Origin of the sequence: Hydrogenophaga sp. UC242_50, assembly GCF_042697355.1 — a bacterium.
Taxonomy (GTDB): domain Bacteria; phylum Pseudomonadota; class Gammaproteobacteria; order Burkholderiales; family Burkholderiaceae_C; genus Hydrogenophaga.
Genome location: NZ_CP170553.1, coordinates 4,096,373 through 4,108,448, shown reverse-complemented (window position 1 = coordinate 4,108,448; position 12,076 = coordinate 4,096,373). Strand labels below are relative to the sequence as shown.

General features: G+C 69.9%; 11 protein-coding genes, 1 pseudogene and 2 riboswitches. Of the genes and pseudogenes, 7 read left to right on the top strand and 5 right to left on the bottom strand.

Features of this window, described 5'->3' with window-relative positions:
• Nucleotides 1-168: 168 nt before the first annotated feature.
• The 5 genes and pseudogenes from gcvP to ACFJGX_RS20885 all read right to left on the bottom strand — a co-directional run bounded on the left by gcvP (nucleotide 169) and on the right by ACFJGX_RS20885 (nucleotide 6,840).
• Nucleotides 169-3,072: an aminomethyl-transferring glycine dehydrogenase gene (gcvP, locus tag ACFJGX_RS20905; protein ID WP_382326978.1), complete on the bottom strand. Its 2,904-nt coding sequence runs from the start codon at nucleotides 3,070-3,072 to the stop codon at nucleotides 169-171.
• Between the two features lie 28 nt (nucleotides 3,073-3,100).
• Nucleotides 3,101-3,470 (bottom strand): annotated as a pseudogene (gcvH, locus tag ACFJGX_RS20900) (glycine cleavage system protein GcvH).
• Between the two features lie 37 nt (nucleotides 3,471-3,507).
• Nucleotides 3,508-4,692, bottom strand: a complete 1,185-nt coding sequence (gene gcvT / locus ACFJGX_RS20895) for a glycine cleavage system aminomethyltransferase GcvT (protein ID WP_382324019.1) — start codon at nucleotides 4,690-4,692, stop codon at nucleotides 3,508-3,510.
• Between the two features lie 5 nt (nucleotides 4,693-4,697).
• A riboswitch (glycine riboswitch) is annotated at nucleotides 4,698-4,802 on the bottom strand.
• A gap of 12 nt (nucleotides 4,803-4,814) precedes the next feature.
• A riboswitch (glycine riboswitch) is annotated at nucleotides 4,815-4,929 on the bottom strand.
• A gap of 31 nt (nucleotides 4,930-4,960) precedes the next feature.
• Entirely contained in the window at nucleotides 4,961-5,464 is a 504-nt protein-coding gene (locus tag ACFJGX_RS20890; protein WP_382158963.1) for a hypothetical protein, read from the bottom strand.
• A 92-nt stretch (nucleotides 5,465-5,556) separates the two neighbouring features.
• A complete protein-coding gene (locus tag ACFJGX_RS20885; protein ID WP_382326976.1) occupies nucleotides 5,557-6,840 on the bottom strand; it encodes an SMP-30/gluconolactonase/LRE family protein in 1,284 nt (427 codons plus the stop codon).
• Between the two features lie 554 nt (nucleotides 6,841-7,394).
• Here ACFJGX_RS20885 and ACFJGX_RS20880 point away from each other — a divergent pair.
• The 7 genes from ACFJGX_RS20880 (at nucleotide 7,395) to ACFJGX_RS20850 (ending at nucleotide 12,076) form a co-directional block, all read left to right on the top strand.
• Nucleotides 7,395-7,550 (top strand): dihydrodipicolinate synthase family protein, encoded by a 156-nt coding sequence (locus ACFJGX_RS20880; protein ID WP_382324027.1) that lies wholly within the window; start codon nucleotides 7,395-7,397, stop codon nucleotides 7,548-7,550.
• A gap of 2 nt (nucleotides 7,551-7,552) precedes the next feature.
• Nucleotides 7,553-8,329, top strand: coding sequence for a dihydrodipicolinate synthase family protein (locus tag ACFJGX_RS20875; protein WP_382326974.1), 777 nt, complete (start codon nucleotides 7,553-7,555; stop codon nucleotides 8,327-8,329).
• Between the two features lie 150 nt (nucleotides 8,330-8,479).
• Nucleotides 8,480-8,923, top strand: coding sequence for a hypothetical protein (locus ACFJGX_RS20870; protein ID WP_382326972.1), 444 nt, complete (start codon nucleotides 8,480-8,482; stop codon nucleotides 8,921-8,923).
• Nucleotides 8,838-9,512 (top strand): enolase C-terminal domain-like protein, encoded by a 675-nt coding sequence (locus ACFJGX_RS20865; protein WP_382326970.1) that lies wholly within the window; start codon nucleotides 8,838-8,840, stop codon nucleotides 9,510-9,512. Before ACFJGX_RS20870 ends, ACFJGX_RS20865 begins: the two co-directional genes overlap by 86 nt.
• Nucleotides 9,509-10,429: a 2-dehydro-3-deoxygalactonokinase gene (locus ACFJGX_RS20860; RefSeq protein ID WP_382324032.1), complete on the top strand. Its 921-nt coding sequence runs from the start codon at nucleotides 9,509-9,511 to the stop codon at nucleotides 10,427-10,429. Before ACFJGX_RS20865 ends, ACFJGX_RS20860 begins: the two co-directional genes overlap by 4 nt.
• Nucleotides 10,426-11,073 (top strand): 2-dehydro-3-deoxy-6-phosphogalactonate aldolase, encoded by a 648-nt coding sequence (locus ACFJGX_RS20855; RefSeq protein WP_382326968.1) that lies wholly within the window; start codon nucleotides 10,426-10,428, stop codon nucleotides 11,071-11,073. The genes ACFJGX_RS20860 and ACFJGX_RS20855 overlap by 4 nt, the downstream gene beginning before the upstream one ends.
• 25 nt (nucleotides 11,074-11,098) lie before the next feature.
• The gene (locus ACFJGX_RS20850; RefSeq protein ID WP_382324036.1) at nucleotides 11,099-12,076 is read left to right on the top strand and encodes a Bug family tripartite tricarboxylate transporter substrate binding protein; all 978 of its coding nucleotides are present in this window, start codon (nucleotides 11,099-11,101) and stop codon (nucleotides 12,074-12,076) included.

Here is a 12,076-nt window from a genome sequence, read left to right as displayed (position 1 = left end):
CCGCCACCACCCCTTCGTCAACGCCTTGGCCGGCGCGCAGCCTCTGTGGCAACCGCGAATGGGGGCCTGCGCATTCGGACGCCGCCACCGTCCTGCGAAACAACGCAGGCGCACCACCGTTGGTGTGCCCGACCTCGCCCACCCAGCAGGCGAGGGATCAGGACTTCATCAAGCGTAGTCAGACAGGGGCACGCAGCTGCAGAACAGGTTGCGGTCCCCGTACACGTTGTCCACGCGGCCCACGGGCGGCCAGTATTTGGCGTGGGCCCGGGTGGAGGCGCTGGCGGCGCCCACGTCGCGCGCATAGGGGTGTGGCCAGTCGGCCTTCATGAGGCTGGGCGCGGTGTGCGGCGCGTTCTTGAGCGGGTTGTCGTCCTGCGGCCAGACGCCGTTCTCTACCTGACGGATCTCGTCGCGGATGGCGATCATCGCGTCTATGAAACGGTCCAGCTCGTCCAGCGTCTCGCTTTCGGTGGGTTCCACCATCAGCGTGTTGGCGACCGGGAACGACAGCGTGGGCGCGTGGAAGCCGTAGTCCATCAGGCGCTTGGCCACGTCTTCGGCCATCACGCCGCTGGTGTCCTTCAAGGGCCGCAGGTCCAGGATGCATTCGTGCGCCACGTGGCCGTTGGCACTCGCGTACAGCGTGGGGTAGTGCGGCGCCAGGCGCTTGCTGATGTAGTTGGCCGCGAGGATGGCGGCTTCGGTGGCATGCTGCAAACCCTCCGCGCCCATCATGCGGATGTACATCCAGCTGATCGGCAGCACGGCGGCGTTGCCCAGCGGCGCGGCGCTGATGGCGCCCACGCCGTTGACCGGCAGACCACCCGCCGCATGGCCGGGCAGGAAGGGCACGAGGTCTTCCACCACGCAGACCGGGCCCACGCCGGGGCCGCCGCCGCCATGAGGAATGCAGAAGGTCTTGTGCAGGTTGAGGTGGCTCACGTCGCCGCCGAATTCACCCGGCGCGGCCACGCCCACCAGGGCGTTCATGTTGGCGCCGTCCACGTAGACGCGCCCGCCGTGCTGGTGCACCAGCGCGCAGAGTTCCTTCACGGTGGTCTCGAACACGCCGTGGGTGCTGGGGTAGGTGATCATCACGGCGGCGAGGTGGGCGCTGTGCTGTTCGCACTTGGCCTGGAGGTCGGCCATGTCCACGTTGCCGTTGTCGTCGCACTTGGTGACGACGACCTGCATGCCCACCATCTGCGCGCTGGCGGGGTTGGTGCCGTGCGCGCTGCTGGGGATGAGGCAGATGTTGCGGTGGCTTTCACCGCGCGAGGCGTGGTAGGCCTGGATCACCAGCAGGCCGGCGTATTCGCCCTGCGAGCCGGCGTTGGGCTGCAGGCTGATGCCGGCGTAACCGGTGGCCTGGCAGAGCCAGGCGCGCAGCTGTTCGTCGAGCAGCTGGTAGCCCTGCAGCTGGTCGGCCGGGGCGAAGGGGTGCATGTTGGCGAACTCCGGCCAGGTGATGGGGATCATCTCGCTGGTGGCGTTGAGCTTCATGGTGCAGGAGCCCAGCGGGATCATGCTGCGGTCGAGCGCGAGGTCCTTGTCGGACAGCGCGCGGATGTAGCGCAGCATGCCGGTTTCGCTGTGGTGGGTGTTGAACACCGGGTGCGTGAGGAAGTCGCTGGTGCGGCGCAGTTCGGCGGGGATGAGTGGCTCCACGCCTTTTTCGAAGGTGTCGAAGACGGGCAGGGCCTGGCCGTCCTTGGCGAAGATTTTCCAGAGCAGGGCGATGTCGTCGCGGGTGGTGGTTTCGTCGAGCGAGACGATGAGGTACTCGCCCCAGGCCTTGCGCAGGTTGGCGCCATGGGCCACGGCGCGGGCCATGAGGGCGTCGGTCTGGTCCTTGGTGTGCAGGGCGAGGGTGTCGAACACGCCTTGTTCGCCGTGGTGGGTGTCGCGGTGACCGAGTTGCTCCAGGCCGCTGGCAAGGATGGCGGTGTAGGCGGCCACGCGGTTGGCGATGCGCTTCAAGCCCTGCGGGCCGTGGTACACGGCGTACATGCTGGCAACCACAGCGGGCAGCACCTGCGCGGTGCAGATGTTGCTGGTGGCTTTTTCGCGGCGGATGTGCTGCTCGCGCGTCTGCAGCGCGAGGCGGTAGGCGGGCTGGCCGTGCACGTCCACGCTCACGCCGACCAGACGGCCCGGCAGCGAGCGCTTGAATTCGTCGCGGCAGGCCATGTAGCCGGCGTGCGGGCCGCCCGCGCCCATGGGCATGCCGAAGCGCTGCGTGGTGCCGACCACGATGTCCGCGCCCATCTCGCCCGGGGGCTTGAGCAGGGTGAGCGCGAGCAGGTCGGCGGCGACGATGAAGGCGGCCTGCTTGCCGTGCACGGTGGCGGCGTCCTTGGTCCAGTCGTGCAGCCAGCCGCTGGAGGCGGGGTACTGGGTGAAGGCGGCGAAGTAGTCGCCGTCCGACAGCATGGCGGCCCATTCCTCGCCCGACATCGCGATCTTCACCGTGAGGCCCAGGGGTTTGGCGCGGGTCTGCACCACTTCGATGATCTGCGGGTGCACGTCGCCCGAGACGATGAAGGTGTTGCCCTTGCTCTTCACCGAGCGTTTGGCCAGGGTCATGGCCTCGGCGGCGGCGGTGGCTTCGTCGAGCATGGAGGCGTTGGCGATGGCAATGCCGGTGAGGTCGCTCACCATGGTCTGGAAGTTGACCAGGGCTTCCATGCGGCCTTGCGAGATCTCGGCCTGGTAGGGCGTGTAGGCGGTGTACCAGGCGGGGTTCTCCAGCACGTTGCGCAGGATCACGCCGGGCGTGAGCGTGCCGTGGTAACCCTGGCCGATGAAGCTCTTGAACACCTTGTTCTTCTGCGCCAGCGCCTTGAGCTCGGCCAGCGCCGCGGCCTCGGTGACGGCCGGTGGCAGCTGCATGCCCTGGCTGCGCGCGATGCTGCGCGGCACGATGCCGTCGATCAGCGCGCGGCGCGAGGCCTCGCCGATGACCGAGAGCATGTGGGTCTCGTCGGCCTGGCCGATGCCGATGTGGCGCGCCACGAATTCTGACGGGTTTTCGAGTTCACCGAGGGGTTTGACAGAGGGCATCAGCATGGAAGGCTCCGGCGGGAGAAGAGGCGGATCAGGCGTTGGCGAAGGTGTTGTAGGCGGTCTCGTCCAGCAGGGCGTCGACCTGGGCCGGGTCGGAGAGCTTGACCTTGAAGAACCAGCCGGCCTTGAGCGGGTCGGTGTTTGCGCAGCGACGGGTCGGCGCGCAGGGCTTCGTTGACTTCGGTGACTTCGCCGCTGACGGGCATGTACACGTCGGCCGCGGCCTTCACAGACTCGACCACGCCGGCCACTTCCTTTTGCGCGAAGCTCTTGCCGACTTCGGGCAGGTCGACGAACACCACGTCGCCCAGCGCGTCCTGCGCGTGCACGGTGATGCCGACGGTGGCGATGCCGCCGTCAACGGTGATCCATTCGTGGTCTTCGGTGTACTTGGTGGTCATGAAAAAGCTCCTGAAAAAAGAAACGAAAAAAGTGAGATCAGCCGCGGAAGTATCGGTTGGGCACGAAGGGCATGGCGCTGACTTCCATGGGCACGGGTTTGCCGCGCACCATCGCCACCACGGGCGTGCCCAGGGCGGCGTGTTCGGGTGTGACGTAGCCGATGGCGATGGGCTTGTTGGCGCTGGGGCCGATGAGGCCGCTGGAGGTCTTGCCGATCACCTCGCCACTGGTGTTCTGCAGTTCGACGTTCTCGCGCACGGGCACCCATTCCTGGGCGATCAGGCCCACGCGCTTGCGGGTCAGCGGTTCGCTGCCGTCGAGCTGCGCGAGCACGCGCGCCGCGCCGGGGAAGCCGCCCGCGCGCGCGCCGCCGGTGCGGCGCACTTTCTGCATGGCCCAGTTGAGCCCGGCTTCCACCGGGGTGGTGGTGGTGTCGATGTCGTTGCCGTAGAGGCACAGGCCGGCTTCGAGGCGCAGCGAGTTGCGCGCGCCCAGGCCGATGGGCATCACTTCGGGCTGGGCCAGCAGGGTGCGCACGAACTGGTCGGCGCGGTCGCCGGGCAGGGAGATTTCGAAGCCGTCTTCGCCGGTGTAGCCACTGCGGGTGACGAAGAGGTCGGCACCGTGCCACTGGAAGGGCGAGCCGGTCATGAAGATCAGTTTTTCGACGCCGGGCACGAGGCGCTGCAGCACGTCCACCGCCAGCGGGCCCTGCAGCGCGAGCAGGGCGCGGTCGGGCAGGGGGATGACTTCGCAGCGCGAGCCGATGCGCGCCTGGATGTGCGCGATGTCACCAGCCTTGCAGGCGCCGTTGACGATGACGAAGAGGTCGTGCCCGCGGTTGACGAACATCAGGTCGTCGATGATGCCGCCCTCGTCGTTGAGCAGCAGGCCGTAGCGCTGCTTGCCCACGCCGAGGTCGATCACGTCCACCGGCATGAGCGTCTCGAAGGCGGCGGGGGCGTCGGGCCCGACCAGGCGCAGCTGGCCCATGTGCGAGACGTCGAACAGGCCGGCGGCCTTGCGGGTGTGGTGGTGTTCGGCCATGAGGCCGGTGGGGTACTGCACCGGCATGTCGTAGCCGGCGAAGGGCACCATGCGGGCGCCCAGTTCGACGTGGAGCTTGTGCAGCGGGGTCTGGAGAAGCGGGGCGGCGGCAGCGGGCACGGCAGAGGCTTTCAGGCAAGGGGGCAGGCCCCGGTGGGGCGAAACACGGTTCATCCGTGCGCTGCCCCACTGTCCGCTTTACCTGAGAGATTCACGCGGGCGATGCCGCGCTTGCTCCTTCGGTGGGCCGCTTCGAGGAACGGCCTCTCTCCAGGGGGGTACACCGGCCTCGCGGCCCGTGTTTGCCAGTCCTTTTGCCTGAGCGTTCAGGGCACCCGGTGTGCGGTGCCGCCTGCGCCTTCGGCGAGCCTTCTCCGGGGACCGGATCGGCTTCTCTCCTGACCCGGCGAGTGTATCGCACGGCGTCCGGCGGGCCGGTGTTTCAGGGCGTTTCCAGGGCCGATTCGGGCAGCAGGCGGGCCAGCCGCTCGCGGATGCCGTCGGCGCGTTCGCTGCCGGCCAGGCGCTCCACGTCGGCCATCATGGCCCGGCTGACGGCCAGCATGTCGCCCACGTCGCGCGCTTCGCGCAGGGCGTCGCGGTAGCGCTGGGCCATGGCCTTGTCGCGCGGGGCGAACATGCGCTCGCTCAGGTCGAACAGGAACATGCGCGCGCTGGCGAGCGAGCGGGGGCCGGAAAAGGCGTCGGCGGAGACGGTGGGCGGGGTGTTGGCCGGCGTGCGGGGCGGCGGTGGTGCTTCGTCCACAAGGTAGCCGCGCGAGATCAGGTCGGCCGCGAGCGTGGGGCCCTGGCCCTCGAACAGGGCGAACAGCTCGGCATCGGGTTTGCGGCCATCGGCCAGCAGCAGCAGGGCGCGCTCGCGCTGCGCGAGTTGGCGTTGCCCGGGTCGCAGCTCGGCGCGGCCCTTCTGGGTCTTGTTCAGCATGGCATCTCGGCGTCGTTCACGGAGCCTGCACTGTGGACAGCCCATGTGACGGCGCGGTGAACACCGCGCAGGTAACCGGCCTGCGGTCGGTTTCAGCCGGCGAACGTGGTTTCCGGCAGGCCGCGCACGCCCGGCACTTCCAGGGCAAACAGCGCGCCCGACAGCGGTGCGCTGGCCAGCGCCTGCGAGCCCAGCCGCACCGAAGCGCTGGTCACATAGAGCGTGCCGAGGTCGGCGCCGCCAAAGCAGCAGCTGGTGGGCCGTGGCACCGGCAGGCGCACCCGCATCAGCTCGCGGCCGTCGGGGCCGAAGCGCGCCAGTTCCCAGCCGTCCCACACGGCCACCCAGAGGCAGCCCTCGGCATCCACCGTCAGGCCGTCGGGTTTGCCTTCGCCCGCGCCGAAGACCACGAGGGGGCGGCGGTTCGCGATGCGGCCGGCCGCGAGGTCGAAGTCGTATTCGTAGATGGTCTTGCGGAAGGTGTCGGTGAAATACATCCGCGTGTTGTCGGGGCTGAAACCCAGGCCGTTGGGCACGGTGAAGCCGCTGTCGACCTTCTCCCAGCTGCCATCCGGATCGACGCGAAAGAGGTTGCCCCGGTTGGCCATGGCGCCCATGTCCATGGAGCTGACCCACAGCCGGCCGCGCCGGTCGCACTTGCCGTCGTTGTAGCGGTTGCCCGGGCGGGCGGATTCGGGGTGGGCGAACAGGGTCATGCGGCCCGAGTCGGGCGCCATGGCCATCAGGCCCGAGGGCGTGGCGAGCAGCAGACCACCGGAGGCCATGGGCACGACCATGCTCACCATGGCGCCCAGCGGTGTTTCGCGCGGCACCCCGCTGGCGGCGTCGAGCTGGTGGATGGCCGGCGCGAGGATGTCCACCCAGTACAGCGCGTTGTCGCGGGGCGACCAGACCGGGCCTTCGCCCAGCAGCGCCCGCGCCTCGCCGATGGCATGCACCTCGGGCGTGGGCGCCGCGGGGGGCTCGGTGTGCGCCAGCAGCGACATCGGCTGGCCCGCCGCGCTGTGCGTGATGGTGCGGGCCGCGCCGATCAGCTCGGCCGACAGGCTGTGCGCGCGCCGCGCATCCAGCTGCGCCGCGCTGGCCGTCACGGCCACGGCCCCGATGGCGCGGCCCTCGTAGTCGAACACCGGCGCGGCCACGCTCACGCGCTCGGCGTCGTATTCACCCACTTCCAGCGCGTAGCCGCGTGCGCGGGTGAGGTCGAGCTCGGCCCGCAGCGCCTCGTTGTCCACGATGGTGTGCTCGGTGAAGCGCTCCAGCAGCGAGGCGGCCAACAGCTGGGCCTGCTGCGCGGGCGCCAGGCAGGCCGCGATCGCCTTGCCGGCCGCGCTGGCGTGTAGGGGCAGGCGCATGCCCACCTTGGAGGCGACCTGCGGTTCGCGGCCAGCGTCCTCGCTGCGCCACCACCACCATCTGTTCGCCACTGAGCACCACCAGTTGCACGCTTTCGTCGAACGCGTTGCGCAGGCGCACCAGTTCGTCCTGGGCCGCCACGCGCAGATCGAAATCGCTCCAGACCTCGTGCGCCAGTTCCAGCAACCGGAACCCGAGCAGGAAGGTCTTGTTGTAGCTGTCGTGGCGCAGCAGGCCTTCGCGCACCAGCGTGCCCAGCATGCGGTGCAGCGTGGCTTTGGGCAGGGCCGAGGCGCGCTGCAGTTGCGTGAACGTCATGGGCGCGCGCGCCGCCGACACCAGATTGAGCACGGCCATGGCTTTCTCCAGCACCCCCAGGCCCGGGGCGGTGGTGGCGGAGGTCGAGGCGGGGTGAGCGGTTTCTGACATGGCGGGTGCGGGAATTCTAGGGGAGGTCAACCCAGGGTAAGTACCAATGAATGGAACTTGTTTGTGAAACACCGCGAGATCTACAATTGAAGTTCCATTCAACGGAACAAATTGGATTCACGACGTGACATCACCTGCATCGCTTGCCGGGGTCTACCCCGTTCTCCCCACGCCTTTCGACGCCGCCGGCCAACCGGACGCGCAGGCCCTGCGCGGCCTGGTGCGCTACCTGCTTGAAGCGGGTGTGGATGGCATCACCTACCCGGGCGTTGCGCAGTGAAGTTGGCGCAGCTCAGCGTGCCCGAGCGCCTGTCGCTGACTGCCGCCGTGCTGGAGGAAGTGGCGGGCCGGGTGCCGGTGGTGGCGGGGGTGTCCAGCGCCCAGGCGGCCACCACGATCGAGCTGGCGCGGGCCGCGATCGCGCAGGGCGCGGCCGCGCTGATGGTGGCCGTACCGCCGGACCGCCCGACGGTGCGCACCCAGGTCGAGTACTTCCGCGAGGTGTCGGCGGCCGTGCCGGGCGCGGTGCTGGTGCTGCAGAACGTGCCGCAGCCAGTGGGGGCCGGCCTCGACCCCGAGGCGATCGTGGAAGTGGCGGCCGTCGTTCAGGCGATCCGCTACGTGAAGGAAGAGACCCTGCCCAGCGGCCAGCGCCTGACGGTGCTGCGCGAGCGCGGCCCGGCCAGCCTGGTGGGGGTGTTCGGCGGCGCGGGTGGGCGCTACATCACCGACGAACTGCGGCGCGGCGCGGCCGGCACCATGCCGGCGATCGAGCTGGCCGAAGTGCATGTGGCGCTGTTCAAGGCCCACCGCGCGGGCGACGCGGCGCGTGTGCGCGAACTGTTCACGCGGATGCTGCCCATCCTCAACGTGCAGGCGGTGTTCCGCTGGTCGCTCACCAAGTACGTGCTGAGTGCCCGCGGCCTGCTGCCGTGCGAGCACCAGCGCGCGGCCGGCCCGCGCCTGGACGCGCTGGACAAGGCCGACGTGGACGCCTTCCTGGGTGACTTGCAGGACCTGTTGTTGCCCACGCACCCGCTGCGGAGGCGCGCGGGATGAGTGGGCCGCGCATCGCTGCGGTCGAGACTTTCGTGGTCTCGCTGCCGCGCGACACGCCCTACCTCGGCCCGCTGGGTGAGGGCGAGCAGGTCAACGCGCGCGGCTACCTGGTGCGCCAGGGCAACCGCACGATCTACCCCGAGCACCGACATGTCGGTGCTGATCAAGGTGACGGCCGAGGAGGGCACCTGGGGTTGGGGCGAGACCTACGGCATCGTCGCACCCGAGGCGGTCACGGCCCTGATCGACGACGTGCTCGGGCCGGTGATCCTCGGGCGCGACCCGCGCGATGCGACCGCCATCCACGAGGACCTCTACGACCTCATGCGCGTGCGTGGGGCCTCGGGCGGCTTCTGGGGCGACGCCATCGCGGGCATCGACATCGCGTTGTGGGACCTCGCCGGCAAGCTCTCTGGCCTGCCCGTGCGCCAAGCTGCTGGGCGGCCAGCGCACGGTGCGCGTGCCGGCCTACGTTTCAGGCCTGCCGGGCAGGACACTCGCCGACAAGGTGGCGCTGGCGCGCGATTTCGCGGCGCGCGGGTTCACCGCGTTCAAGTACGCGGCGGCGGTGTCGTTCGAGGGCATCGTCGATGAGATGCGCGCGCTGCGCGAAGCGCTGGGGCCGCGCGCGAAGCTGATGGTCGATCTGCACTGGAAGTTCGATGCGGGCGAGGCGATCCAGCTCATCGATCGGCTCGCGCCCTTCGCTCCGTACTTTGTCGAGGCGCCGTGCGCCGCCGAGGATCTCGAAGGCCAGGCGCGTGTGGCCGCCGCCGTGCGCGTGCCGGTGGCGCTGGGCGAGGAGTGGCGCTCGGTGCACGAGGCGCTGCCGCGCTTCGAGCGCCGCGCGATGTCGATCGTGCAGCCCGAGATGGGCCACACGGGCGTGAGCCAGTTCATGCAGATCGGCCGCATGGCGCACGCTTTCCACATGCGCGTGATTCCGCACGCGAGCATTGGCGTGGGCATCTTCCAGGCCGCGAGCCTGCACGCCTCGGCGTCGCTGCCCAACGTGCCCATGCACGAGTACCAGCACTCGGTGTTCGATCGCAACCTGCGGTTCGTCGACACCACCATGCGCTGCGAAAGCGGCGCGTTCATCGTTCCCGACGGGCCGGGGCTGGGCATCGAACCCAATGCCACGCTCTGGTCCTTCCTGCGCAAGAAAGCCCCCATTTCATGACCGCTTCCCCCTCCGCCCTCATCGCCATCGACTGGGGTACCTCCAACCTGCGCGCCAGCCTGCTCGATGCGGCCGGCGAAGCGATCGAGACGCGCGCCGCGCCTGGCGGCGTCATGGCCGTGAAGGACGGCCGTTTCGCCGATGCCCTGCTGTCGCTGTGCGGCGACTGGATCGGGCAGCGCGCGGGCGCGCTGATCGCCAGCGGCATGATCGGCAGCCGCCAGGGCTGGAAAGAGGCCGACTACCTCGGCTGCCCTGCGGGCATCGGCGAGGCCGCCGCACGCCTCACGCGTGTGGACGTGCTGCCGGGGGTGTCGCTGCACATCGTGCCGGGCCTGACCTGCCGCAACGCCGACGGCCAGGACGACGTGATGCGCGGCGAAGAGACGCAGATGTGGGGCGCCGACCTCGCCGCCGGCAGCTGCTGCGTGCTGCCTGGCACCCACGCCAAGTGGGCCTGGCTTGGCGAGGCCGGCCAGGTCACGCGCTTTTCCACCTACATGACCGGCGAGCTCTACGGCCTGCTGACCCAGCACGGCATCCTGGGCCGCCTCATGGCGTTCGGCCATGCCGCGCCGCAGGCTTTCGAGGCCGGCGTTCGGCTCGGCCTGGCGCAGAGCGACAACGCCACCCACGTGATCTTTGCCGCGCGCACCGCTGGCCTGATGGGCCGCATCGCGCCCGAGGGCCTGCCTGACTATCTGTCGGGCATCCTCATGGGCATCGAGATCGCGAGCGCCACGCGCACCGAGCGCCCGCTCGAGGTGGTGCTGCTGGGCGACGACGGCCTGTGCGAACGCTATGCGAAGGCGCTTGCACTCGCGGGCATCGCGAGCACGCGCGCCGCCGACGGTGCGACCACGCGCGGCCAGTGGCGCGTGGCGCGGCAGGCCGGTCTGCTGGAGCGCGCGCCATGAGCGCGCGCAGCGCGAGCGAACGGGTCGCACAGGCGCTCGCGGCCCGACCGCTGGTCGCCATCCTGCGCGGCATCACACCGCCCGAGGCGGTGGCGGTCGGCCGTGCGCTGCACGCCGCGGGCATCGGCGTGATCGAAGTGCCGCTCAACTCGCCCGAGCCGCTGGAGAGCATCCGCCTGCTGGTCCAGGCGCTCGCGGGCGAGGCGGTGATCGGCGCGGGCACCGTGCTGCGCGAACAGGATGTCGACGCTGTCGCGGCGGCGGGCGCGCAACTCGTGCTCTCGCCCAACTTCCACGCGCCCGTGGTGCGGCGCACCCGGGCGCACGCCCTCTATTCGATGCCGGGCGTGGGCACGGTCAGCGAGGGCTTCGACGCGCTCGATGCAGGTGCCGACGCGCTCGAGCTGTTCCCGGGTGAGCTGCTCGGTCCTGCGGTCATCAAGGCCTGGCGCGCGGTGTTCCCGCGCGCCACCCCGATGTTCAGCGTGGGCGGCGTCAACCTGGAGAACCTGCCGGCCTTCAAGGCTGCGGGCGCCAGCGGCGCGGGCATCGGCTCGGCGCTCTATGCGCCGGGCACACCGGCGGCCGAGGCCGCTCAACGCGCGCGCGAGTTTGTCGCGCGCTGGCAGGGCCAGCCGGACTGATACAACACAACCAGGAGATGAAGTGATGAACCAACGATTCAACCGCCGCACGCTGCTCGCGGCCTCGGCCGCCGTGGTGGCCTCGGGTGTGCTGCCCGCCCGTGCCTGGGCTCAGGCGAGCTGGCCCACCAAGCCCGTGACCGTCATCGTGCCTTTTGCGCCGGGCGGCGCGGGCAACGGCTCGGTGCGCATCCTGGCGGAGATCATCGGCCCGCAGATCGGCCAGCCGCTCGTGGTGGAGAACCGCGCCGGTGGCGGCGGCATCCCGGGCACGCAGGTGGTGACGCACAGCAACGACGACCACATGCTGCTGATGGGCAGCACGACGATGACCATCCTGCCCGCGCTGCGCAGCGACCTGGGCTACGACGTGCAGCGCGACCTGCAGCCCGTGGGCATGATCTCCTCGCAGCCCCTGGTGTTCGCCGTGCCCGCCAATTCGCCGCTGAAGTCGCTGGACGACCTGGTCGCGCGTGGCAAGGGTGGCGAGCTCACGGCCGGCAACAGCGGCGTGGGCACGCTGTCGCACCTGACCACCGAACTGCTCAACCGAAAACTGGGTCTGAAGCTGCTGGCGGTGCCCTACAAGGGCGACGCGCAGCTGATCCCCGACGTGGTGGCCGGGACCATCTCGATGGGTGTGATGAACCTGCCGGTGGCGCTGCCGTTGATCCAGGACGGCCGCCTGCGCGCCATTGCCGTGACATCGAGCAAGCCGGTGGCCTCGCTGCCCGGTGTGAAGACCCTCAACACCCAGGGCCCCGAGTTCGTGATCACCGGCTGGGCCGCGCTGTTCGCGGCGCGCAATGTGCCCGCGGCCGGGGTGGAGCGCCTGGGCACGCAACTGCGCGCGGCCTTGCAGCAGGAAAGCGTGCGCGAGCGCTTCGCGGGTTTTGGCGTCACGCCCGAGATCGCCACGCCGGCGCAACTGCGCGACTTCATCGCTTCCGAGACCGCGCGCTGGGGCGACGTGGTCAAGAGCCGCGGCATCAAGCTGGAGTGA